The sequence below is a fragment of the Salegentibacter lacus genome, from assembly GCF_020164555.1.
Classification (GTDB): Bacteria; Bacteroidota; Bacteroidia; order Flavobacteriales; family Flavobacteriaceae; genus Salegentibacter; species Salegentibacter lacus.
In genome coordinates this window covers 132,386-156,206 of the sequence record NZ_JAIQZB010000002.1, presented here as the reverse complement: position 1 = coordinate 156,206, position 23,821 = coordinate 132,386, and the positions used below count along the sequence as shown (strand labels likewise).

At 37.6% G+C, this 23,821-nt stretch carries 27 protein-coding genes; 18 read left to right on the top strand and 9 right to left on the bottom strand.

Going from position 1 to position 23,821, the window contains the following annotated elements:
• Positions 1-74 precede the first annotated feature (74 nt).
• The 10 genes from LB465_RS02190 (at position 75) to LB465_RS02145 (ending at position 11,267) form a co-directional block, all read left to right on the top strand.
• Positions 75-1,079, top strand: a complete 1,005-nt coding sequence (locus LB465_RS02190) for an AAA family ATPase (RefSeq protein WP_224466502.1) — start codon at positions 75-77, stop codon at positions 1,077-1,079.
• A 67-nt stretch (positions 1,080-1,146) separates the two neighbouring features.
• Positions 1,147-2,013, top strand: coding sequence for a DUF58 domain-containing protein (locus LB465_RS02185; RefSeq protein WP_224466500.1), 867 nt, complete (start codon positions 1,147-1,149; stop codon positions 2,011-2,013).
• Positions 2,014-2,018: 5 nt separating this feature from the next.
• Entirely contained in the window at positions 2,019-3,653 is a 1,635-nt protein-coding gene (locus LB465_RS02180; protein WP_224466498.1) for an LPXTG cell wall anchor domain-containing protein, read from the top strand.
• Positions 3,653-4,657 (top strand): vWA domain-containing protein, encoded by a 1,005-nt coding sequence (locus LB465_RS02175; protein WP_224466496.1) that lies wholly within the window; start codon positions 3,653-3,655, stop codon positions 4,655-4,657. The genes LB465_RS02180 and LB465_RS02175 overlap by 1 nt, the downstream gene beginning before the upstream one ends.
• A 20-nt stretch (positions 4,658-4,677) precedes the next feature.
• Complete coding sequence (locus LB465_RS02170; RefSeq protein ID WP_224466493.1) at positions 4,678-5,724, top strand: VWA domain-containing protein; 1,047 nt, start codon at positions 4,678-4,680, stop codon at positions 5,722-5,724.
• 4 nt (positions 5,725-5,728) lie between these two features.
• Positions 5,729-6,604, top strand: a complete 876-nt coding sequence (locus LB465_RS02165; protein ID WP_224466491.1) for a tetratricopeptide repeat protein — start codon at positions 5,729-5,731, stop codon at positions 6,602-6,604.
• 58 nt (positions 6,605-6,662) lie between these two features.
• Complete coding sequence (locus LB465_RS02160; RefSeq protein ID WP_224466489.1) at positions 6,663-8,417, top strand: BatD family protein; 1,755 nt, start codon at positions 6,663-6,665, stop codon at positions 8,415-8,417.
• Between the two features lies 1 nt (position 8,418).
• Positions 8,419-9,168 carry a tetratricopeptide repeat protein gene (locus LB465_RS02155; RefSeq protein ID WP_224466486.1) on the top strand — a complete coding sequence of 250 codons (750 nt, stop codon included), beginning with the start codon at positions 8,419-8,421 and terminating at the stop codon, positions 9,166-9,168.
• Between the two features lie 78 nt (positions 9,169-9,246).
• Positions 9,247-9,537, top strand: coding sequence for a hypothetical protein (locus LB465_RS02150; protein ID WP_224466484.1), 291 nt, complete (start codon positions 9,247-9,249; stop codon positions 9,535-9,537).
• 170 nt (positions 9,538-9,707) lie between these two features.
• Positions 9,708-11,267: a SulP family inorganic anion transporter gene (locus tag LB465_RS02145; protein WP_224466482.1), complete on the top strand. Its 1,560-nt coding sequence runs from the start codon at positions 9,708-9,710 to the stop codon at positions 11,265-11,267.
• A 123-nt stretch (positions 11,268-11,390) separates the two neighbouring features.
• Here the strand turns inward: LB465_RS02145 and LB465_RS02140 are convergent, their stop codons facing one another.
• Positions 11,391-11,936 (bottom strand): CvpA family protein, encoded by a 546-nt coding sequence (locus LB465_RS02140; protein WP_224466480.1) that lies wholly within the window; start codon positions 11,934-11,936, stop codon positions 11,391-11,393.
• Positions 11,937-12,043: 107 nt separating this feature from the next.
• Here LB465_RS02140 and LB465_RS02135 point away from each other — a divergent pair, with 107 nt between their 5' ends.
• The 4 genes from LB465_RS02135 (at position 12,044) to LB465_RS02120 (ending at position 14,093) form a co-directional block, all read left to right on the top strand.
• On the top strand, positions 12,044-12,400 hold the full coding sequence (locus LB465_RS02135; protein WP_224466477.1) for a hypothetical protein: 357 nt from the start codon (positions 12,044-12,046) through the stop codon (positions 12,398-12,400).
• A 66-nt stretch (positions 12,401-12,466) separates the two neighbouring features.
• Positions 12,467-13,486 carry a phenylalanine--tRNA ligase subunit alpha gene (gene pheS / locus LB465_RS02130; protein WP_224466475.1) on the top strand — a complete coding sequence of 340 codons (1,020 nt, stop codon included), beginning with the start codon at positions 12,467-12,469 and terminating at the stop codon, positions 13,484-13,486.
• A gap of 44 nt (positions 13,487-13,530) precedes the next feature.
• On the top strand, positions 13,531-13,698 hold the full coding sequence (locus LB465_RS02125; RefSeq protein ID WP_224466473.1) for a hypothetical protein: 168 nt from the start codon (positions 13,531-13,533) through the stop codon (positions 13,696-13,698).
• A complete protein-coding gene (locus tag LB465_RS02120) occupies positions 13,698-14,093 on the top strand; it encodes a hypothetical protein (RefSeq protein WP_224466471.1) in 396 nt (131 codons plus the stop codon). The genes LB465_RS02125 and LB465_RS02120 overlap by 1 nt, the downstream gene beginning before the upstream one ends.
• Here LB465_RS02120 and LB465_RS02115 read toward each other — a convergent pair whose 3' ends face one another.
• A complete protein-coding gene (locus tag LB465_RS02115; protein ID WP_224466468.1) occupies positions 14,094-15,089 on the bottom strand; it encodes an NAD(P)H-dependent glycerol-3-phosphate dehydrogenase in 996 nt (331 codons plus the stop codon).
• 397 nt (positions 15,090-15,486) lie between these two features.
• Here LB465_RS02115 and lysM point away from each other — a divergent pair, with 397 nt between their 5' ends.
• The gene (gene lysM, locus LB465_RS02110) at positions 15,487-15,990 is read left to right on the top strand and encodes a peptidoglycan-binding protein LysM (protein WP_224466465.1); all 504 of its coding nucleotides are present in this window, start codon (positions 15,487-15,489) and stop codon (positions 15,988-15,990) included.
• A gap of 155 nt (positions 15,991-16,145) precedes the next feature.
• Here the strand turns inward: lysM and nadD are convergent, their stop codons facing one another.
• The 4 genes from nadD to LB465_RS02090 form a co-directional block, all read right to left on the bottom strand.
• The gene (gene nadD, locus LB465_RS02105) at positions 16,146-16,730 is read right to left on the bottom strand and encodes a nicotinate (nicotinamide) nucleotide adenylyltransferase (protein WP_224466463.1); all 585 of its coding nucleotides are present in this window, start codon (positions 16,728-16,730) and stop codon (positions 16,146-16,148) included.
• Complete coding sequence (gene gmk / locus LB465_RS02100; RefSeq protein WP_224466461.1) at positions 16,723-17,316, bottom strand: guanylate kinase; 594 nt, start codon at positions 17,314-17,316, stop codon at positions 16,723-16,725. Before gmk ends, nadD begins: the two co-directional genes overlap by 8 nt.
• Positions 17,317-18,174 carry a YicC/YloC family endoribonuclease gene (locus LB465_RS02095; RefSeq protein WP_224466458.1) on the bottom strand — a complete coding sequence of 286 codons (858 nt, stop codon included), beginning with the start codon at positions 18,172-18,174 and terminating at the stop codon, positions 17,317-17,319.
• 62 nt (positions 18,175-18,236) lie between these two features.
• Complete coding sequence (locus LB465_RS02090; RefSeq protein WP_224466456.1) at positions 18,237-19,223, bottom strand: YheT family hydrolase; 987 nt, start codon at positions 19,221-19,223, stop codon at positions 18,237-18,239.
• Positions 19,224-19,278: 55 nt separating this feature from the next.
• On the opposite strand from LB465_RS02090, the gene LB465_RS02085 reads away from it, so the two are divergent.
• Together LB465_RS02085 and LB465_RS02080 are read left to right on the top strand one after the other, a co-directional pair.
• On the top strand, positions 19,279-19,803 hold the full coding sequence (locus LB465_RS02085; protein WP_224466454.1) for an acyl-CoA thioesterase: 525 nt from the start codon (positions 19,279-19,281) through the stop codon (positions 19,801-19,803).
• A 114-nt stretch (positions 19,804-19,917) separates the two neighbouring features.
• Positions 19,918-20,505: a hypothetical protein gene (locus tag LB465_RS02080; protein ID WP_224466452.1), complete on the top strand. Its 588-nt coding sequence runs from the start codon at positions 19,918-19,920 to the stop codon at positions 20,503-20,505.
• A gap of 3 nt (positions 20,506-20,508) precedes the next feature.
• On the opposite strand, the gene LB465_RS02075 is transcribed toward LB465_RS02080, so the two are convergent.
• Genes LB465_RS02075 through LB465_RS02065 form a run of 3 tightly spaced genes read right to left on the bottom strand, consistent with a single transcriptional unit; the run spans position 20,509 to position 22,558 of the window.
• Positions 20,509-21,408 carry a DMT family transporter gene (locus LB465_RS02075; RefSeq protein WP_224466450.1) on the bottom strand — a complete coding sequence of 300 codons (900 nt, stop codon included), beginning with the start codon at positions 21,406-21,408 and terminating at the stop codon, positions 20,509-20,511.
• Positions 21,401-21,754: an arsenate reductase family protein gene (locus LB465_RS02070; protein ID WP_224466448.1), complete on the bottom strand. Its 354-nt coding sequence runs from the start codon at positions 21,752-21,754 to the stop codon at positions 21,401-21,403. Before LB465_RS02070 ends, LB465_RS02075 begins: the two co-directional genes overlap by 8 nt.
• 12 nt (positions 21,755-21,766) lie before the next feature.
• The gene (locus LB465_RS02065) at positions 21,767-22,558 is read right to left on the bottom strand and encodes a DUF3298 and DUF4163 domain-containing protein (protein ID WP_224466446.1); all 792 of its coding nucleotides are present in this window, start codon (positions 22,556-22,558) and stop codon (positions 21,767-21,769) included.
• Positions 22,559-22,643: 85 nt separating this feature from the next.
• Between LB465_RS02065 and LB465_RS02060 the strand changes: the two genes are divergently transcribed.
• Positions 22,644-23,789, top strand: coding sequence for a trans-sulfuration enzyme family protein (locus tag LB465_RS02060; RefSeq protein ID WP_317198415.1), 1,146 nt, complete (start codon positions 22,644-22,646; stop codon positions 23,787-23,789).
• Positions 23,790-23,821: the final 32 nt, after the last annotated feature.

The window sequence follows — 23,821 nt, the reverse complement described above, 5'->3', positions numbered from 1 at the left end:
CATACATTAACAGCAGAAACGCTAATAATTTTCCAATTTGCGGCCACGAATTTAAGGTCTTAAATACGCATAAAATGATAGATAACAACGCCTCTGTAGATATTGCAAGTTTAAATGAAAAAATAGAGAGGGAAAGTGCTTTTGTAGATTTACTAAATACTGAAGTCAATAAAGTTATAGTAGGGCAGAAGCATATGATGGAGCGCTTACTTATAGGTTTATTGGGGCAGGGTCATATTTTGCTTGAGGGTGTTCCCGGTTTAGCAAAAACCCTGGCAATTAATACACTTTCTCAGGCCGTTCACGGCAGTTTCAGCAGGATTCAGTTTACACCAGATCTATTGCCTGCAGATGTTGTTGGTACTATGATCTACAATATGAAGCTGAATGATTTCAGTATTAAAAAAGGCCCGATTTTCGCAAATTTCGTGCTGGCAGATGAGATTAACCGTGCTCCGGCTAAAGTACAATCGGCTTTGCTAGAGGCTATGCAGGAAAAGCAAGTAACCATTGGCGAAGAAACTTTTATTTTAGATAAACCATTTTTAGTAATGGCTACTCAAAACCCGGTAGAGCAGGAAGGAACTTATCCTTTGCCTGAAGCCCAGGTAGACCGTTTTATGCTAAAAACCGTTATAGATTATCCCGAAATTAACGACGAGCAGTTAATTATGCGCGCCAATTTGAGAGGGGAATTTCCAAAGGTAAATCCTGTGGTGAGCATCGAGCAAATTTTACGTGCACAACAAGCCGCCAGGGAAGTTTATATGGATGAAAAGATTGAAAAATATATCCTCGATATTATTTTCGCCACCAGAACTCCTGAAAAATATAATTTAAAAGATCTAAAACCTTTAATAAGTTTTGGCGCTTCACCAAGGGGAAGTATCAACCTGGCGAGAGCTTCAAAATGTTATGCATTTATAAAGCGCCGTGGTTATGTAATTCCTGAAGACGTTAGGGCAGTGGTTCTAGACGTACTTCGCCATAGAATTGGAATTACCTATGAGGCCGAGGCCGAAAATGTAACTTCAGAAGATATTGTGCATAAAATTGTAAACGAGATAGAGGTGCCATAGACTTCATTTTTTACCTAATATTCGCATTTTCCAATTATTTGCTGTGTAAAAACACAACCGTTTCCTAATGGATACCAAAGAGCTTTTAAAAAAAGTAAGAAAGATTGAAATAAAAACCCGGCGTTTGAGCGATCACGTTTTTGGCGGGGAATATCATTCTACTTTTAAAGGTCGAGGAATGACTTTTAGCGAAGTGCGACAATATCAATTTGGCGACGATGTTAGAAATATAGACTGGAACGTTACCGCGCGGTACAGCGAACCTTTTATAAAGGTTTTTGAGGAAGAACGGGAACTTACCATGATGCTTATAGTAGATGTTTCTGGTTCAGAATTCTTCGGAACACAAAATCAACTTAAAAAAGATGTAATCACCGAAATTGCGGCAACTTTGGCTTTTTCGGCCACCCAGAACAACGACAAGATTGGGCTGATGCTATTTTCAGATAAAATAGAGCTATATATTCCGCCCAAAAAAGGGCGTTATCACGTATTGCGAATTATTCGCGAATTAATAGAATTCAAACCGACATCTAAAAAAACCGATTTAGCTGTTGCCATAAAATACCTGTCTAATGTGATGAAGAAAAAGGCGATTGTCTTTATGCTTTCAGATTTTATGGACGACGATTACCAGCAAACCTTAAAGATAGCGGGCAATAAGCACGATGTTACAGGAATTAGGGTTTACGATTCGGCTGAAGAAGAAATCCCAAATTTGGGATTGGTACAAATGTTGGATGAGGAAACCGGCGAGTATGTAACAGTAAACACCGGTTCTAAATCGGTTAGAAAAAGTTATGCTGAATATTATCGCGGAAGAGCGGCTTACTTCAACGAAAGTTTTACGCTTAGCGGTGCAGGAGTTATCAATAATCGCGTTGATGAAAGTTACGTAAAGAAATTACTGGGCTATTTTAAAAGAAGAGGTTAAGAAGAATGAAAAGTAAATTATTGGCAACATTCAATTTTTATAAAACGGCAATCCTGCCGGTTTTTTTGTTGTTATGTTTTCAGGCTTTTGCCCAGCAACCGCAAATAAATGCTGAAATAGATTCATCGGCGATCAAGATCGGGGAGCAGGTCATTTTTAGTATTGAAGTAGAAACCGATTCAACCGATTTGGTGGTTTTTCCTGAAGGACAAACTTTTGATCCTATGGAAATGGTAGAATCTTTAGGCGCTGATACCACTACGGTAGAAGATCGTTTCAGACTTATAAAGAAATATTCTCTTACCCAATTCGATTCCGGCGCATACACTATTCCGCAGCAAAAGGTTATTATTCAGAATCGGGAATATTTAACCGATTCTTTTAGAGTTGAGGTTGCCGATGTAAAAGTTGATACCACCCGCCAAAAAATGTATCCTATAAAACCGGCGGTAGATGTTCCAAAACCTTTCAGTATTCCAAATTGGGTTTGGTGGTTGCTTGCCGCATTAGCTATTCTCGGACTTGCTTTTTATTTTTTCCGAAGAAGGAAGAAAAGAAAAGAAGCGGAGCCGGAATTACCTCCATACGAACAGGCGATGTTCGAGCTGAAACAATTAGATAATTCATCTTTGCTGCAAGACAGGGAGATTAAAGAATATTACTCGCAACTTACCTTTATTGTAAGGAAATATCTGGATAGGAAAATCTACGATCGTGCACTGGAAAGTACAACATCAGAGCTAATCGTTTACCTGGAATTAAGGAAACAATCGGGCGAATTAAGTCTGAAAAATAAATCTATAGATAACCTTCAGCAGATTCTGAAACGTGGCGATTTGGCCAAATTTGCCAATTCGAGACCCGATGTAATAACTGCGAAAAGTGATAGAACTAAAGTTGAACATCTTATAAAAGACATCAGGCAGGTGGTTCCCGAACCTACCGAAGAAGAACTGATGCAGGATGAAAATTATCGTAAGGAAAAATTAAAACGAAAAAGAAGAAATAAAATCCTGGCCATAATTGGTGGGGTATTAGTTTTAGGAATTATTATCATTGCGGTTCTGGTAAATACCAGAGGTTTTGATTATGTAAAAGATTCGGTTTTAGGAAATGAAACCAAGGAATTACTGGAAGGCGATTGGATTAGAAGCGAATACGGTACGCCACCGGTCACCATAACCACGCCTGAAGTGCTAGTGAGAAAAGCGGTAGAACGCGACGATGAGCTTCAGGAAATGCTTTTAGGAAGTGAAACTTTTGATGCAGGAACCCTGGAAGGCAATTTGTACACCTTGCTTATAACCGGTCCTGTAAATCCGGAAGGTGATTTCGATTTACAGAAGGCGGTAGACGGGATTTACGAAAACCTGGAAGGTCAGGGTGCGCGTAACATTATTATGAAGGAAGAGGAATTTAGCACTATAAATAATGCTGAAGGAATAAAGGTTTTTGGAACTTTTTATCTTGAAAACCCTATTACCGGTGGGCCGATTAAAAAGGAATATGTGATTCTCAACTTTGGAGAAAACAGCGGTTTCCAACAAATTATGGTAGTGTTCGATGAAGATGATGAATATGCTGAAGAGATTTCACAACGTATAGAAAATTCGGTTCAATTAAAAAATCAGGCTAATTGATGTTTGCTAATTACACATTCGAAAATCCGGAATTTTTCTGGTTGTTATTGCTGCTTCTGCCGGCAACAGCCTGGTATTTCTGGAAACGTAAGCAGCAAACGCCAGAGCTTAGAATGTCTAGCGTAAAAGGTTTTAAAGTAAAGCAATCACTGCTTTCAAAATTAAAACCGGTCTTATTTGTACTACGTTTATTGGCTTTAGCCTTATTGGTTGTTGCAATGGCGCGGCCAAGAACGGTAGATGTTACCACGCAAAGCAGCAATATTAGAGGTATAGATATTGTAATGGCTATAGATGTTTCGGCAAGTATGCTGGCCAGGGATTTTGAACCCAACCGCCTGGAATCTGTAAAAGAAGTGGGTGCTGAATTTATAGAAAATCGTCCCACCGATAGGATTGGCCTTGTACTTTTTGCCGGCGAAAGTTTTACAAAAACACCAATTACCAGCGATAAGAGCATTGCTTTAAGGGCGATACAGGAAACCGAATATAGTGATGTTCTGCAAAACGGTACGGCAATTGGTTCTGGTTTAGCCACGGCTGTAAATCGTTTAAAAGATAGCGATGCAGAAAGTAAAGTGATTATTTTGCTAACTGATGGAGTGAATAATTCAGGATTTATAGACCCTAAAATAGCCAGTGAGCTGGCAGTGGAGTTTGGGATTAAAACCTATACTATTGGCGTGGGAAGCAATGGTAATGCACTTACACCAGTAAATATTTTATCAAATGGAAGGTTTCAATATGGTGTTCAAAAAGTAGAAATAGATGAAGCTTTATTGCAACAAATCGCTGCAGATACCGGCGGGAAATATTTTAGGGCTACAAATAACGAAAAGCTCGAAGAGATTTATGAAGAGATTGACAGTCTCGAAAAATCTGAAATAGAAGAATTCAGATATTATAATTACACCGAAAAGTTTAGGCCCTACGCCTTATTAGCATTAGGATTACTGCTTTTTGAAGTATTATTAAGATATACTGTTTTTAGAGGCTTTATTTAAAAATTGGAAAGGAAGGTTTAATGATCTTAGAAGAGAAAATATATTTATGGCTTTTACTGCTTATTCCGGTGGTTATCTTGCTATATCTTATTTTTAGGATTTGGCAGAAGCGCGCACGCTCAAAGTTTGCCAAACCCGAACTTCTTAGAATTCTCACGCCAAATAGATCTTCATTTAAACCATTCTTAAAATTATCACTTATTCTAATTGCGCTTGCCAGTATAATTTTTGGTCTGGTAAATCCCAAAATAGGTTCTCAGTTAGAAACAGTAAAACGCGAAGGTGTAGATATCGTTTTTGCCGTAGATGTTTCAAAAAGTATGGAGGCGGAAGATATTGCGCCTAATAGATTAGAGAAATCGAAACAATTGGTGCGACAAATAATTGGCAATTTAGGAAGTGATCGCGTAGGGATTATCGCTTATGCAGGAAGCGCTTTTCCGCAGTTGCCAATTACTACAGACTATGGCTCGGCAGAGATGTTTCTTGAAAGTTTAAATACCGATATGCTCTCTTCACAAGGGACAGCCATTGGTGACGCCATAGATCTGGCCACAGGATTCTTTGACGATAATCAGCAAACCAATCGCGTGATGTTTATTCTAAGTGATGGCGAAGATCACGAAGGGAATGTCGAAGATATGGCCGAACAAGCCGCTGAAGCCGGAATAAGAATTTATACCATTGGGGTGGGAACCGCAAAAGGTGGCCCAATTCCAATTAAACGTAATGGAGTAGTACAGAACTATAAAAAGGATAACCAGGGAGAAACGGTAATTACCAAGCTTGACCCTGCAATTCTTGAGGAAATTGCAGAAGAGACCGACGGCGAATATATTGACGGTACTGTTACTGCAGAAGTAACCGAAAAGGTACAGGAAGCACTTCAGAATATTGAAAAAACAGAATTTGAGGCGAAGCAATTTGCCGATTATAAATCCCAATTTCAGTGGTTTGTTGGTTTGGCAATTTTATTGCTGTTGCTGGATGTATTTATGCTGGAAAGAAAAACCGGCTGGATAAGAAAGCTTAATTTATTCAACGAAAAAAGAAAAACAGAGGAGTGATTCAATGAGAGGTTTTTCAGCAAACATATTATTAATAATTTTTGGCTTCGTGCTTTCATTGCCTGCAGCTGCCCAGCAACAAAATGATAAGGAAAGAGAAAATGACCAAAAGGAAGCCAGGCAATTTATGCAGGATGCGGATGTTGCCTTAGGAGAAAATAATTTTCCAGAAGCCGAGGCCGCTTATAGAAAGGCTATTGCCAAGGATCCTGATAACGCTAACGCGAGGTATAATATGGGTAACATGTATTATACCCGTGAGAATACGCCGCAAGCTGCCCAACGCTTTAAACAGGCCGCTGAGGTTGCCGATACTAAAACTACCAAACACAAAGCAAACCATAATTTGGGGAACGCTTATATGAAGCAAAAAATGTATCAGGAAGCGGTAGATGCTTATAAAGACGCTTTGCGAAATGATCCAACCGACGATGAAACCCGGTATAATTTAGCCTTGGCCAAAAAGATGCTGGAAGAAGAACAGGAAAATCAGGACGAGAACCAGGATGATGGCGATGATAAGAATGAAGATCAGAACGAGCAGGAGAATCAGGATAAAGACCAGGAGCAGGAAAACGAAGATCAAGAGGATCAAAGTGGTGAAGGGGAGAACGAAGGCGACCAGGATCAGCAAGATCAGAATCAGGATGAGCAGGAAGGCGACCAGGATGAGCAGGATCAACAGGATGGCCAGGGTGACCAGGAAGAAAAGGAGCAGGAGCCAAAGCAAGGACAGCCCCAACCCTCGCAGGGACAATTGTCACCAGAACAAATTCAAAGTTTACTGGAAGCGATGAATAATGAAGAAAGAAAGGTGCAGGATAAAATAAATGCGGAAAAGCAAAAAGGTGCCAAAGTGCAATCTGAAAAAGATTGGTAAAATTTTTGATACATTTCTTTCCAAAAACATACTTATCTTAAAGAAAGGGATTTTATAAATGAAGTTAAAGCTTTTAATATATAGCATTTTATTATTTACCGGTATTGGTTTACAGGCCCAGGTGAAGTTCGAGGCCAAGGTGAGCAAGGACAAACTTGGTGTAAACGAACGTCTTAGGGTAGATTTTGAAATGAACCAGGATGGCGATAATTTTCGGCCTCCTTCTTTTGATGGCTTTACCGTTGTGGGTGGTCCAAACCAGTCGGTGAGTAATCGCTGGATCAATGGCGATCGTACTTATTCTAAAACCTATTCTTATTATTTACAGCCAAATTCTCGTGGAAGCAAAACCATTGCCCAGGCTGAAATCACCATAGACGATAAAATTTATAAAACTACCCCTGTAGATATTCAGGTAACTGCCGCGGTAGACGAACCTACCGACGGCGATAATTCGGACCTCATTGCTTCAGATAACCTGCATTTGGTGGCTGAGGTTTCTAACCCCAATCCTTATTTAAATGAAGGAATTACCGTAGTTTATAAATTATTTGTGAGTCCTCGAATTAGCGTGAGCAACTTTCGGGAAGTAGATAGTCCTAAATTTTCAGATTTCTGGAGTCAAAATATCGAAATTAGGGAATTAAGACCGGAAAATGGGGAATATGAAGGAGAACCTTATCGTTATGTAGTGCTGAAAAAGGCAGTGCTTTATCCGCAGAAAACAGGAGAATTGGAACTTGAACCACTCACCTTGTCAGTTTCTGTAGATGTTCCCAGTGACAGGCGGGACATTTTTGGCAGCAGAATTTATAAAACCGTAAATAAAACGGTAGCCGCCGGTACCAGAACAATAGATGTAAAACCATTGCCCGATGGGAGACCAGCAGGTTTTACTGGAGCAGTAGGGGATTTTAGTTTAGATGTAAGTACTACCAAACAAAAACTGAAGTCTTCAGAATCTCTGGAAGCCAAGGTAGAAATTAGAGGAAACGGAAATCTAAACTTATTCGAACTGCCCGCCCTGGAAGTGCCTTCTTCTTTAGAAATGTACAGTCCTGAGCGCATAGAAAACGTAACAACAACTTTAAATGGTAAACAAGGAAGTATTATAGACAACTATACCATTGTACCTACCAGAAAAGGGCAGTATCCAATTCAGCCTTTAACTTTTTCATATTTTGATCCCGAAACCCAAACCTATAAGAGTCTATCTTCACAGGAAATTTTAATAGATGTAGAAGAAGGACCGGTTAGCGCCTCCGGTAGTGGGATTGCAGAAAATAACAAACGAGCAGTTAATTTACCTTCAGAACAATTTAGGTTTATAAAAACTCAAACCAACCTAAGGCCGTTAGAACAACAAGCCTTTTTTAGGTCCTGGACATATTGGGGTTCTCTGCTTTTACCATTTGCAGCAATTCCACTCTTCATTTTATTCGGAAAAAAGAGGGAAGCTATTGCAGCTGATGTACAGGGAAACCGACTTAAAAAAGCTAATAAACTGGCAAGAAAATATCTTTCTGAAGCCAAAAAGAGTTTAGGCGATCAGCAGAGTTTTTATGAATCGCTGGAGCGGGCAATGCACAATTATCTTAAAGCAAAACTTCATATTCAAACTTCTGAAATGAGTAAAGAACGCATTTTAGAAATATTAAAGGAAAAAAATGTTCCCGATGAAACTTCGAATGAGTTCATTGAGGTTCTAAAGAGCTGTGAATTTGCCAGATATACACCGGCATCAAATTCTGCGCAGCAGGAAGATTATGATAAGGCTGTAAAGGTAATTTCAAAACTGGATAAAGAGATTTAGTATGAGAAAGCTAGTATTAATTTTCCTGGTATTTGTTTCGGCTTTGACGCAGGCCCAAAATTCAACGCTTTTTGAAGAAGCTAATGAAGCCTATGCAAATGATGATTTTGAAACTGCCATAGCTAAATATGAAGAAATCCTTGAAAATGGAGAAACTTCTGTTGCTACCTATTATAATCTTGGAAATGCACATTATAAATTAAATAATGTAGCTCCGAGTATCTATTATTACGAGAAAGCTTTGCAATTAGATCCCACCGATGAGGATGTGCAAAACAATATTGAATTTGCCCGTAGCATGACTATAGATGATATCCCGGTGGTAGAAGAAACCGGTTTTCAAAAAAGGATTAATCAATTTCTTTCTACATTTTCTTATAATACCTGGGCTTATTTTTCAATTGCTTTATCTATAATTTTTGTGGTGGTTTTTTTATTCTATTATTTTAGTAGAAAACCTCTTATAAAGCGTACGTTGTTTGGAGTTGCGATCTTCATATTTTTACTAGGCGGGATCTCAGTATTTTTTGCATTCCATCAGCAGGAAATTCAATTTAATAATCAATTTGCCATTATTTTTTCTGACGAAGCAGCTGTAAAGAATGAACCTTCTGAAAGAGCTGAGACCGCTTTTAGCTTGCATGAGGGAACTAAAGCCAAAGTGCTGGAAGATTACCAGGGATGGGTGAAATTAGAGCTTTCTAACGGCACCCAGGGTTGGATTGAAAATGATAACCTGAAACGACTATAAGAAAAATTGATATTAGTTTAACATTAAAGTATGAGTATTCCTTGTTAATTAGAAGCATTTGTTCTTATTTTTGCCGCTGTGAAAAGACTGGCTTACATACTAACATTTATTTTTATCGCTTTTATAGCAACGCCAAGTATAGTTGCCTATATAGATAATTCTGTAGATGTTTCTTTTGCCTTTAATGTTAATGAAGAGGAAAGTTCTTCAAAAAACCAGATAAACCTGGAATTTAATGTTGAAGAGCAACATACTAATTACGCCAGTATACATTTTCTTCAGGAACAGGATTATACCGGTGATTTTTATACCGAAAGTTATCCTGTAGTATTCTTAGATGTAATCTTCCCTCCGCCCAAAAACGCTTAATCTAATTTAGCTTTTTTTGAATTTTTACAAACTTCTGCAAATTCTGCAGTATGTATGGCATTCTCATTTAGATTGTTAGAAAAATTCTATTCCAATTTTAAAAATTAGATCATTGAGACGGCTTTAAATTTTATTTAAGCTCAGCGCTCAATTTTTGTAAAGCGTTTTATATGTTTAAACATTTTAATAAAGATTTCCCGGCAAGTATTGTAGTATTTTTCGTAGCTATTCCTTTATGTTTAGGAATTGCACTTGCCAGTGGAGCCCCACTATTTTCCGGTTTAATTGCTGGTATGGTTGGAGGTATCGTTGTAGGTAGTATATCAAATTCCCAACTTGGGGTAAGTGGTCCTGCTGCCGGTTTGGCGGTTATTGTTTTAAGTGCCATTCAATCCCTGGGTAGCTATGAAATATTTTTGGTTGCCGTTGTAATAGCTGGTTTACTTCAAATAATCATGGGAGCTTTAAAAGCCGGGATCATCGGGTACTATTTTCCATCTTCCGTGATTAAAGGAATGTTGGCAGGTATTGGTATTACCATTGCAATTTCACAAATTCCAAATGCATTAGGTTTTTCCAGTGATCTGGAAATCTTTTCAATAGATCAGGGAGTTGGCCCTATATTTAGCAAGTTGGCTAATAACCTTCACATTGGTGCAATTCTAATTACTTTGGTAGCATTAGGAATTATGCTTCTTTGGGAAAAGGTACTTACGGGGAAACATAAAATATTTAGTATAGTTCCAGGTCCTTTAGTTGCTGTTGCAATGGGAGTGATTTACTATGTTATTGTAGATGGTGCAACTTTTGGAATTCAAGAATTTCAATTGGTTACCGTACCGGTACCAGATAGTGCAGCATCATTTTTTGGACAGTTTTCTATGCCTAACTGGGCTGAAGTTGTAAATTCTGAAGTTTGGGTAGTTGCAATCACAATTGCAATTGTAGCCAGTCTGGAAACTTTATTGAGTGTTGAAGCTATAGATAAATTAGATCCTTTAAAAAGAACTACAAATACTAACCGTGAGCTTTATGCTCAGGGAGCCGGTAATATGATCTCAGGACTTATTGGTGGTTTGCCCGTAACTCAGGTAATTGTAAGAAGTTCTACCAATATGCAATCTGGAGGTAGAACTAAATTGTCTGCCATCATGCACGGATTTCTAATTCTTATTTCTATTATCGCTATCCCAACTGTTTTGAATATGATTCCTTTGGCTGTGCTTGCTGCGGTTCTTCTGTTAGTAGGTTACAAATTGGCTAAACCGGCACTCTTTAAGCAAATGTTTAAATTAGGAAAAGGACAATTCCTTCCTTTTATAATTACCATACTTGGGGTTGTGTTTTTAGATCTTTTAATGGGTATTGGACTGGGACTTGCAGTAGGTATTGGGGTTATTTTAATTAATAGCTACAAGAACTCTCACTTCTTGCATAAAGAAGGTTACGATGTTAATGATGGTCAGTATAAGATTACACTTGCGGAAGAATTATCTTTCCTTAATAAAGGAGCGATCTTAAGAGAATTAAATGAAATTCCTGATAGTTCTACGGTAATTATTGATGTAAGAAAAACCAGGGTACTCGATTATGATGTACTGGAAATTTTAGATGAATTTGCTATCAAAGCTAAACGAAAGAATATTACTATTAAACTTATTGCCAATAAAGGAGAAGTAGTAAATCCTGATAGTTTTAGAAGATTTTTTGGACTGGACGTACCGGTTTAAAACTATAGAATAGAATTTTTTAGAGGAAGTTTGAGAAGTCATATTCTCGTCAAGCTGAATTTATTTCAGCTTCTAAGATCTTAGATCCTGAAACAAGTTCAGGATGACGAACTAAAAAGCTTTTCAAACTTCCTCTTTTTCATTTTCGAGGAAATCATTTTTTTCATCTAGCAAATCTCTTTCTTTGGCTTCTCTTATTATAGAAGGAAGTACTGCTGGAGCTATGGTTTTTACAGGAGCGTATAATTTTGATTCTTCCAGGCTTTCTTGGCTAACCAAATCTATTTCTTCATTAGTGGCGCCAAAAAACATAATTACCACGCTGGCTACAAAGCCCATTTTTATTAAGCCGAAAGCAGCACCTAGCAATTTATTTACGATACCCAGAGCGGCAAAACCGGCCATTTTGGTTAAAATCTTTCCGGCAAGTGAAACTAGAAAAACAATAAGTATAAAAGTAATTGCGAAAGCGATGAGGTTAACATATTCTGAATCCCAGTTCATATTTTCAGAAAAGAAATCACTTAAAATATGAGAAAAATGAATAGCACCGTAAATACCGGCTACAATACCTACCAGGGAAGCAATTTCGGCCAGGAGCCCTCTAAAAAATCCTCTAACAAATCCATAAAGAAGGATTAGGGCTAGGACGATATCTACTGTATTCATATTTCAAATATAGTAAAATACCTTTGGCAAGCTTTAGGTATAATTAATTGGAAGAAATCAGTCGCGTTAGGCAGTAATTTCAAATACTAAGATATTATCTTTGCGGCATGACACGAGACGAAAATTTGAAAGGTAGATGGGATGGTTTGCAAAAAAAACTCTCCAACCAATTTGCCGATGGAGAAGCAATGGATCTGGATGCGATAATTTATGTAATTGGCGTTCAGGAATTAGGTCAGCCTCACAAGAAATTTAAAAAAGATCATAAAATAGATTTGATGCATATCGCTATTTGCCGTTTACTGGAACCTTACGGTTATTATGAATTTGATTATTTTGACGAAGAAGGTTGGCCGCATTACAGGATCATAGAGCAATTGCCTACCCTAAAAGCCGGTGAACAATCGGTTTTAATGAAGGAAGCTATTGTAAATTATTTTATCAATAACGGATACATAGATTAAAGGTGCCAAGTGCTGCCTAAAACTACATTTTTATTAAATTTGCCCTTCTGAAAAGAAAAGGATCTCATGATAGATAAAATAAAGCAACATATTGCTGAAGTAGAAGCTTTTAAAACCGAATCGGCCAAAGAAGTAGAAGCGTTCAGAATAAAATATCTTGGTAAAAAAGGAATTTTAAACGATTTCTTCGCTTCATTTAAGGAAGTGCCTAACGAGCAAAAAAAGGAATTTGGCCAGGCGGTGAATTCGCTTAAAAAAGCTTCGGAAACTAAAGTTGCTGAACTTAAAGAAATCCTGGAAAGTAAACAGGAAGAAAGCGGAGTTTACGGCGATCTTTCACGACCGGGAGAACCTATAGAGATTGGAGCGAGACATCCTATTTCTATCGTAAAAAATCAGATTATTGAGATCTTTTCCAACATAGGTTTTAATGTTTCAGAAGGACCGGAAATGGAAGACGACTGGCATAATTTTACTGCGTTAAACCTTCCGGAATATCACCCGGCACGTGATATGCAGGATACCTTTTTTATTCAGACAAATCCCGATATTTTATTACGTACCCACACCTCATCTGTACAGGTTCGTTATATGGAAAATAATAAACCGCCAATTAGGACAATTTCTCCTGGAAGGGTTTTTAGGAACGAAGCAATTTCCGCACGTTCCCATTGTATTTTTCACCAGGTAGAAGGACTTTACATTGATAAAAACGTAAGTTTTGCCGATCTTAAGCAAACTTTGCTTTATTTTACAGAACAACTTTTTGGAAAATCGAAGATTAGATTAAGACCTTCTTATTTTCCGTTTACCGAGCCAAGTGCCGAAGTAGATATTTACTGGGGCCTTGAAACCGAAACCGATTACCGAATTACTAAAGGAACCGGTTGGTTAGAAATTATGGGTTGCGGAATGGTAGATCCTAATGTACTTAGAAATTGCAATATAGATCCTAAAGAATACTCGGGATTTGCTTTTGGAATGGGGATAGAACGTATCGCAATGTTGCTTTATCAAATAGGCGATATTAGAATGTTTTACGAGAACGATCTAAGATTCCTGGAGCAGTTTAAATCGTCGTTTTAATTAATCTGCCTTGGCCGGGATGCTAAAGCAACAATAATATTCTTATGGGAAAAATTGGTTTAGTCATTTTCGGAATTCTTGCCCTTGGGGTAATTATTATTTTAGTTGCAGTAGAGATAATTGAACTGGCCTTAGGTGCCATTTTATTAGTTATTGCCGCACTTATTTTATGGGGACTGTTTAAATGGGCTAAAAATAAGATTGAAGATTAGTGAAGAAAGACATTGATATACCAAAGGTTGAAAAAGTTTATGTAGCGGCTGTGAAAGTCTATAACGAGGCTTTTAAAGTAGAAGAGTGGAATGCATATCTTATAAACGATAAAGATGAAGCTATTGAGATGGCTTTAATTGTGAGTAAGGGCTTTGATGAAAATAAAGAAACCTCTACTATTCGCCATAAACTTGAGCAACTTCCTGCAAAATCTTTCGCTAAAATTGAATTCCTCCAGGATGAAGTGCTTGCCTTAAATAACCAGTTTCAGGTGACTTTCTTTTCTGAAGGTAAAATGTACGAGAAGAAATATGTATTCAGGCAAAACAGCGTAAACGAAAAAGCTTTGCGCGAACTCCCTATTATTCCGAATAAAGGAATTCTTGCTGAATAATTAAGTTAGCTTTTCTGCCAGTTTTTTAATTACTTTTTTAGGGTTTTTTCCTTCGTAAAGAATGCCATAGACAGCGTTAATAATTGGCGTTTTAGCACCTTTATCTTTATTTATCTTATAGGCACTTTCAGTAGCATAATAACCTTCAGCAATCATACTCATTTCCATCTGCGCGCTTTTTACGGTGTATCCTTTTCCAATCATATTCCCGAACATACGGTTTCGGCTAAATACAGAGTATCCTGTAACTAAAAGGTCCCCCAAATAAGCTGAATCATTTATGTTACGCTTCATCTTATGCACTTTTTTAATAAAGCGTTTCATTTCTTTAATGGCGTTACTCATTAGCACGCTCTGGAAGTTGTCTCCATAACCTAATCCGTGGGCAATTCCTGCTGCAATGGCGTAAATATTCTTCAGCATTGCTGCATATTCGGTACCGGTTACATCATCGCTTATTTTACATTTAATATATTCACTGTCCAGGTTTTTAGCCACGACTTTAGCCTTTTCCTCGTCAGTACAGGCAATGGTAAGGTAAGAAAGCCTTTCCAGGGCAACCTCCTCGGCATGGCAGGGCCCGGTAATTACCCCAATATTATCGGCGGGAACGTGGTGAAATTCTTCAAAATGTTCACCCACAATAAGGCTGCTCTCGGGCACAATTCCTTTAATAGCCGAAAAGATTATCTTGTCTTCCAAAGAAACCGTTAGAGCGTCTAATTCGCGCTTTAAAAAGGCCGAAGGAATGGCAAAAATTAAATAATCTGCTGCCTCAACAGTTTTATTAATATCACTGCTTAGTTCTAATTGGTCGTTATCAAATTCAACCGAGCTAAGGTAATTTGGGTTATGTTCGTGTCTTTTAATATGCTCAATAGCGTAGGTGCTGCGCATATACCAATAAATAGTATCTACATTTTCGCTTAGCATTTTTACTATTGCAGTAGCCCAGCTACCGCCGCCAATTACGGCAAACTTTGGAGACTTATCCATAGGTTGGTTTATTGTAATTCAAAAATAAGCAATTTTCTAAGTATATCTAAAAAGACTGCGTTTATAAAGCAAAACATTAATGAATAAGCAAAGAAACGAAGGCAAAACTTTAACATCTATAAATTTCGCAAATTTACAATTCTATCCAAGTTTTTGCGTTCTTTTATAGACGACGAGGTCTTCTTTTTAATGAAGATGGATTTTCTTAGTTTTTTTGGTTGGTTATTTAGTTGAAAACCGCAAACTTACAATTTCAATTGTAGTTTGCGGTTTTTGTTTGTATTTCATTCCGCTTTTAAAGTCGGGATAAAAATCTAACAAAAATTTAGGACTAAGAGTGGGGAGAATACAGTTTTCGTTTTGTACTTTTCTATTCACTAACTTAGTAATCAGCAACATGGGGATATTTTCATTTATAAAAGATACCGGAGAAAAAATCTTCGGAAAAGAAAAAGAGCAAGAAGAAGAGAATATAGAAATCAGTGAAGCGAAGAAAGAAGTATTACGAAAGGAGAATGCAAAAGCTGCTGATAAGCTTCTGAATACAATAAAAGGGCTGGATCTAAAAGTAGAAAACCCTGTTATTGATATTGAAGGAAATACAGCCATAGTTTACGGTCTTGCAGATTCACAGACTGTTCGCGAAAAAGTAGTGCTCATAATTGGTAATTCTGAAGGTATCGCAAAGGTTGACGACAGGTTAGCCGTTAAAATTGAAGAACCAGAATCTGGTTTTCATACGGTAGAACGGGGTGAAAATCTAAGTAAGATCGCCAAAGAACATTATGGTGATGCCAATAAATATACAGTGATCTTTGAAGCAAATAAACCAATGCTTAAAGATCCCGATAAAATATTCCCGGGACAGGTTTTACGAATCCCACGCCAGGAAAAAAAATAAAGATTAAAGACTGTTTAAAGTTTTGAGGTTGTTACATTGAGGGCAGACGACGTCCTATAGCTTGTAGTTCCACAATGAAAAAAGTAGGTTCAATCAGCTAACCAGAACGGCTAACATAAGATTTTTAAACAGTCTTTTGTTTTTTAAAATTTAGACTATTTATAGAAATTCATCAGTTTAATATAATCCCAAACCGCATCGGGCAACATGGGTTTTATAAACTTCCCTTCTTTAACCGCTTTTCTAATAAAAGTTGAAGAAATTTCTACCACCGGCGCCATTATCCGGTTGATTTTTGGGTGATCTTTAAACTCATTTTCCACTTTTCCGCCAGAAATTCTAGGATACACATAGATTTGATGATTTTCTAAAATCACCTCGTAATTTTTCCACTTGTGGAAAGTTTTCAAGTTGTCTTCACCCATAATCGGGCAAAATTTGTTGGTTGGGTATTTTTCCTGAAGATGCGCCAGGGTAGTGCTGGTATAATTAGGCTGCGGTAAACCAAATTCTACATTAGAAGCCTGCAAATTTTCATAACCTTCACAAGCTTTATAAACCATTTCCAGCCGATGATGATTCTCTAAAAGCGTATTTTTCTTTTTATGAGGATTATGTGGTGTAACCACCAGCCAAACTTCATCTAAATCTGAAAATTCGGCCATATGGTTGGCGATAATAAGATGACCGATATGTATAGGATTGAAAGTCCCAAAAAACAAACCGACTTTCCTATTCATTTTTATCTGAATTTTTTACGCCAACATAACTCGCCACGAGATCGTGAGCTTCCTTCAGCGCAGTACCCAAATGATGATTTTCAATAATAAAATCAAATTGTGGTGCTGTTGCCAGCTCAATAGAAGCCTTTGCTACACGCATATTTATTTTATCGTCAGTTTCTGTTTTACGTTTCTTCAACCGTATCTTTAATTCTTCAATACTTGGAGGTTTTACAAAAACCGCAAGGGTTTTTTCCGGATAGATGTTTTTAATATCTAAGCCGCCTACTACATCAATATCAAAAATCACGTTTTTCCCGTGAGACCAGATTCGTTCTACTTCACTTTTTAAAGTTCCGTAGAAATTATCACGATAAACCTCTTCCCATTCCAGGAATTCGTCGTTTTTTATCTTCTTCTTAAAGTCCTCTAAAGAAAGAAAGTAATAATGCTGTCCGTCTTTTTCCTCGCCTCTTGGCTCACGCGAAGTGGCAGAGATCGAAAACTCAAGGTCTAATTCTTTGTGCTTTAATAAATGTTGGACTATCGTGGTTTTTCCCGATCCTGAAGGCGCCGAGAATACGATAAGTTTACCATCGCTCATTTAGAGTACGTTTAAAAGTTGTTCTTTAATTTTTTCCAGCTCGTCCTTCATTTGTACCACAAGTTGTTGCATAGGTGCATAGTTAGATTTACTGCCAATTGTATTGATCTCACGGCCCATTTCCTGGGAAATAAAACCGAGTTTTCTTCCGTTGGAATCTTGAGAATTTATGCTTTCGTTAAAATAAGCAAGGTGGTTTTCCAGTCTTACTTTTTCTTCTGTAATGTCAAATTTTTCGATGTAGTAAACCAATTCCTGTTCAAAACGGTTTTCGTCTACATTCTCTTTAAGATCGGCCACTCCTTTGCGCAGGCGTTCCTTTACCGCATCAACCCGTTCCGGATCGATCCTAAGCACTTCCTGTAGTAAGGCTTCAATATTGTTCACCCGAAGTTTTAGGTCTTTTTCCAGAGCCTCTCCTTCGTCTGTTCTAAACTGGTTGATCTCTTCCAGGGCTTCAAGAACCGCTGCTTCAATCGCCTTAAATTCAGATTCGTCAATTTCATCTCTTTCGGTAGTAACTGCATCTGGCATTCTTACGGCCATTTTCAGCAACTCGGTTTCGTCACCGTCAACAATACTTTTTAGTTGTTGCATATAATTTTTTACAACGCCCCTGTTTACAGAGGCAGTAGTTTCCTCTCCGGTGACCTCCACGTAAACGGAAAAATCCACTTTTCCGCGGGTAAGCGATTTAGAAATTGTATTTCTTAGTTGAAGTTCTTTTTCGCGGTATTGCGAAGGAATTCGTGCGTTTACATCAAGGTTCTTGCTGTTTAGCGACTTGATCTCCACGGTTACTTTTTTTGATGGGAGCTGCGTTATGCTTTTCCCAAAACCGGTCATTGACTGAATCATGTGTGATTTTTAAGCTTGCGCAAAGATAATCAATTCTCTAGCAGGGCAAAGCCGGCCAAAGCCTATTTTATAGATTCTGAATTTATTGATTTGCTTTCGGTTATAAATTCCAACGCACGCTGTTCGTGATAATAAGGCTTTTTGCGCTGAAAAAACCCGACGTGACCACCGTATTTTGGAATTTCCAGATGTAAAAATTTTGAATTTTTTGCCACTGCTACCGGATAGGAATTTGGAGAAAGAAAAGTATCGTTTTGCGCGTTGAGCAGAAGTGCGGGAATTTTAATATCAGGTAGAAATCCTATGCAACTACATTTTTTATAATAATCTGAAGCATTTTTAAAACCATGCGCCCTGCTGGTGTAAAGTTCATCTATGGCAAGTAGCGAATTGCACTGCGTAATTTCTTCTTTACTAATTTCTGAAGGAAAATGCGTTTGCCGAAGTTGTAATTCCTTTTTAAGGTTTTTTATAAAGCGTTTTGAATACAGGAAATTATGAGTTTTATTGAGTTCTTCCAAAGAGGCACCAAGATCACAAGGTGTAGAAATTGCCACCGCTGATTTAATTTCTGAGGGAAGATTGTTTTGTTCGCCTAAATATTTCAGCATTAAATTGCCACCTAAACTAAAACCAACCAAACCGATTTCCTTATACTTATTTTTCTGCTGAAGATGGTTTATCACCGCTTCCAAATCTTCAGTAGCACCCGCGTGGTAACTGCGATAAAGTCGGTTCATTTCTCCACTGCAACTCCTAAAATTCATGGAAGCTACATCCCAACCGTTCTTTTGAAATTGCTTTGCCATTCCCAGCATATAAGGGCGATTGGCATTTCCGGCAAGGCCGTGAAGCAAAATTACGATTTTGTTGTTTTTGGAGGAATAAAAATTACGTTCCAAATCCAGGAAATCTCCATCGCTTAATTCTATACGATCTTTAGCGGTAAAACTATAGCTTACTTTTCGTAAAGTTGCCGCATAAATACTGGAAACATGCGCGTTTTTAAAAATCCCTGGAGCGTTATATTCAGTTTTAATTATAGGCATATCACGCAAAGTTAAGGATGTAAAGTTTTAAAATAATTATGCGTGCATAATATTTATGCTTAATTTTATTAAAAAAATAGAGAGAATGTATACCAAAGAATTTGAAATACGCTGGAGTGATATAGATGCGAACAGGCATTTGGCCAATACGGCTTATGTAAATTTTATGAGCCATACAAGGATGGCTTTTTTAATGGAAAACGGTTTTGGACAGAAAGAACTGGCAAAAAATAATATTGGGCCGGTGGTTTTTTATGAGCATATTTATTATTTTAAAGAAGTTTTTGCCGGCAAGCCAATTAAAGTGACTTTACAATTAAAAGGACTTGCTGAAGATGGCATGTATTTTGAATTTCTGCATAATTTTTATGATGAAAAAGGCCGGAATTTTGCCAGTTGTGAAATGATGGGGGCGTGGATAGATTTAAAGGAAAGAAAACTTACAAAACTACCTAAAGCTCTTCGTGATAATTTGGACAGTTTAGATCATACCGAAGATTTTAAGATCTTAACCAAAGAAGATACCAGAAGATTTGGAAAGCGGCCACAGCATTTGGAGCCGGAAAAGTTGGGATTTTAGATACTTCTTCTTCGGAATTGCTTAAATTCCCCCATCGAAAAACATAGTTTCTACATAAAACCAGAAAAAGAACAAACCCGGGAAATCCTTAGATTTTCCGGGCTTGCTTTTTTGATGTTTTTGGGATTTGTAGTTATTGCATTAATTCTGGAATGGTATTTCCTTCCGTTGTTTGCTGCTCCATTAATTCTTTCTATCCTGGCGCCGTTTATCGATACGCCACAGGGAAAAAAGCAGGACAAATTGATATACTATTCTCCACTTTTTATTACTGAAAAAGACAAGAATGGAAAGATCATTATTCACGGTGGAACTTTATTCGATTACTATTATGTAATAGACAGAAACTGGAATGGAAAGCAACGTATAAGATTTATCTTAAAGCAATATATTTTAGGTCTTTTAAATCTTTCAGAATCCTTTAATGAAAATGAAGCTGATGAAATTACCCTTGAGGGAACAAGCTATATTCTAAACGAAAGGACCGCTGAAAAACTGGGTTTTCAAAAAAAGAGAACCAATTTCCTTCAGCAATTTATATTGACATATAACTATTTTCAGATACTCCTGGCGAACTCAATCGCGAAAGATAAACTGAGTTTTCCGGCAATTGGAAAGGTGAACACTTACACGGTAACACTTTCCGCAATAAAGCAGAATAAAAATTTTCTAAAGCAACTGGCTGATAAGCTGGAAGATTAAAATTTAGGCCCGTATTTCGGTTTTCTTTTTGGTTACCATGTAAACTCCTACAAATACCAGGATTGCTGCCACTACTTTTACCATATTAAGTTGATCTGCACCGGTTAAAATCGCATAGGTAATCGCAATAAGCGGTTGCATATAAATAAACACACTAATGGTAGATGCCGAAAGTTGTTTTAGCGCATAGATATTTAGCAAATAAGTAGCGAAAGTGGTTCCTACAACCACAAAGGCCATTTTCCACAGTGCATCAAAAGGTAAGCTCGTCCAGTTTACATCGGTAAATTCTCCAATAGTTATCGGGAAATTGATAATTACACCTATTAGAAACAGCCATTTCATTAAGGTAAATGCGTGATATTTTGCGGTAAGTGGTTTTACCAGAATGAGGTAAAGTCCGTAACTGAATGCATTTACAATAAAAAGTACGTTACCCATAGGAATATTGGGGGCGTTACCGGTGCTATCGGCACTAAACAGCACCAAAACTAAAGCACCAGCCAAACCAACGATTATTCCGAGGGTTTTTAGCAAAGTAATTTTTTCTCTAATGAGAACGGAAGCAAGGATTAGCACCATAACCGGCGAAAGTGTAACAATAACCGAACTGTTTATAGGCGTGGAAAGGCTTAAACCTTTAAAGAAAAACAACATATTAATGACCATTCCAAAAACGGCACAACCTAAAATTCTTGGCCAGTCAGAAGTTGCAATTTTTTCTTTTGGGCCCAGGAAACTAATTCCCCAGAATAGAACAGCGGCGCCAAAAACCCGTAAAAAAATAAACCCGAAAGGTTCAATATAAGTTGGCATTACTCCTTTGGCAATCGTATGGTTTAGTCCGTAGATCGCACTTGCGCCAATGGCCGCAAAAATGGCCAAAATACGTTTGTTATCCATGAACCGCTGCTTTGGCCGCCGCGACGGTTTTCTTTGAATTTCCTATAAAAATTTCATCATTATTAATAATTACCGGTCTTTTCAGGAAAGTGTAATGATCTAAAATTAATTCTTTAATATCGCTTTCTGAAAGTTCTTTTTTATTGAGTTCCCTTTCGCGGTAAAGACGTGCTCTTCGGCTAAACAGTGCTTCATAACTTCCGGCGAGCGCTTTCATTTCTTCCAGCTGTTCTGCAGTAATTTCTTCTTCTTTTATATCCTGAATTTTAAACGAATCTGGAAATTCCAGTTCCTTTAATATCTTTTGGCAGGTATTGCAGGTAGAGAGATGATATACTTTTTTCATAGCTATTTTTTATTAGTAGTTAAGCCATTCGCTTACTTTATTCTTCGGAAAAGACAGTTTTAATTCCCCTTCAGCATAACTCGCGGCTTCATAACGATTATATACCAAAATCACCCTGTTTTTGGTAACGGCTATATTCTCCGGAAGCGTAAATTTATCCTTTTCAAAGAAAAATCCGTTGGAATTTATATTTTCTCCTTCCGGAATCTCATATTTCTTTCTGAATTCTTTTTCAGCAAATTCAGTAAAAGCCTTTAAATCTGAAAATAAATCGTTTTTGTAAAGTAATTCGCCTGAAGTAATATCATAATTAGCATAACGCGTGGCACCGTAACCGTGCGCCCCACCGGTAAACAGGTAGAAATTTGTTTCCAGAACCAATAATTTTTTCGTCTGACTTAATACCGATTGGGAGATTTCAACTTCATATTCGGCTTGAGATTCTGGGAAATCCCTTTTAAAACTCTGAAAATCCTGGATAAATTCACTAACCGCAGCCTTTACATTTTCAGCTTCAGAAGCTACTTCAGTATTATTAAAAATTTTGATTAGGCTCTCCTGGTTGTAGCTATTCATTTCTGTCGCTGCCTCCCGGTCTTCCCTGAATTTTAAATAATTCACCCTTATTTTAGGGCATTTTTCGGTTTTACAGGCTTCAAAATCTTTAGGCAAAAAACTTTCTTCGTAAAAACTCAGCGCTTCGGTATCACCCTTAACCTGTTTTACGCCGGCTTCAGATTTTTCGTCCCGACAGGAAGTGAATATTAAGAAAATAATTAGAAGGGGAAAGATTTTTTGAGACATATAAAAGGCTGTTAAATACTCGAATAAAGATAAACCTATTTTGCTTAAAGACAATGAGCACGCTACATTTGCTACAAACGCAAGAATTATGAAATTTAATACTAAAACCATACATGGAGGACAGGAGAGTATAGATCCTGCTTACGGATCTGTAATGCCGCCTATCTATCAGACTACCACGTATTCACAAAGTACGCCGGGTGGCCATAAAGGTTTTGAATATTCTCGAAGCGGAAATCCAACCCGTTCTGTTTTAGAAAAATCTTTGGCTAGTTTAGAAAATGGGAAATTCGGATTAGGTTTTGGTTCCGGACTTGCTGCCATTGATGCAGTAATGAAGCTTTTTAAGCCCGGTGATGAAATAATTTCTACCAACGATCTTTATGGTGGATCTTATAGGTTGTTTACTTCCATTTTTGAAAATATGGGGATTAAATTTCATTTTATTGGAATGAATGAGACTGGCAATGTTGAAAAATACATCAACGAAAACACGAAATTGCTTTGGATTGAAACACCCACCAATCCAATGATGAATATTATTGATATTGAAGCGGTTTCTAAAATAGCCAAAACACATAACTTACTGCTTGCGGTAGATAATACTTTCGCTACTCCTTATCTCCAGCAACCTTTAGATCTCGGGGCCGATATTGTGATGCACAGCGCTACAAAATATTTAGGCGGCCATAGTGATGTAGTTTTGGGCGGATTAGTTGTAAAAGATGAAAAATTAGCTGAAAAACTATATTTTATCCAGAAAGCCAGCGGTGCAATTTGCGGCCCTCAAGATAGTTTTCTGGTGTTGCGCGGAATAAAAACGTTGCATCTTAGAATGCAGCGGCATTGTGAAAATGGGGAAGCGGTTGCGAAATTTCTGAGATCACATCCAAAAGTAGGAAAAGTTTACTGGCCGGGGTTTGAAGATCATCCAAACCACGATATTGCAAAAAAACAAATGAAAGGTTTCGGCGGAATGATCTCTTTTACCACAAAAGAAGACACTTTACAAAGTGCAACAAGTCTTCTTGAAAAGCTTAAAGTCTTTACTTTAGCCGAATCGCTTGGTGGTGTAGAATCTTTAGCTGGTCACCCTGCTACTATGACTCACGCTTCTATTCCAAAAGAAGACAGGGTAAAAACCGGGGTTGTGGATTCATTAATTAGATTAAGTGTAGGCATTGAGGATGAAGAAGACCTGATTAACGACCTGAAACAAGCGTTGGGGTAGTTTAGTTTTAAGTTTTATAAGTGTTAAGCCAC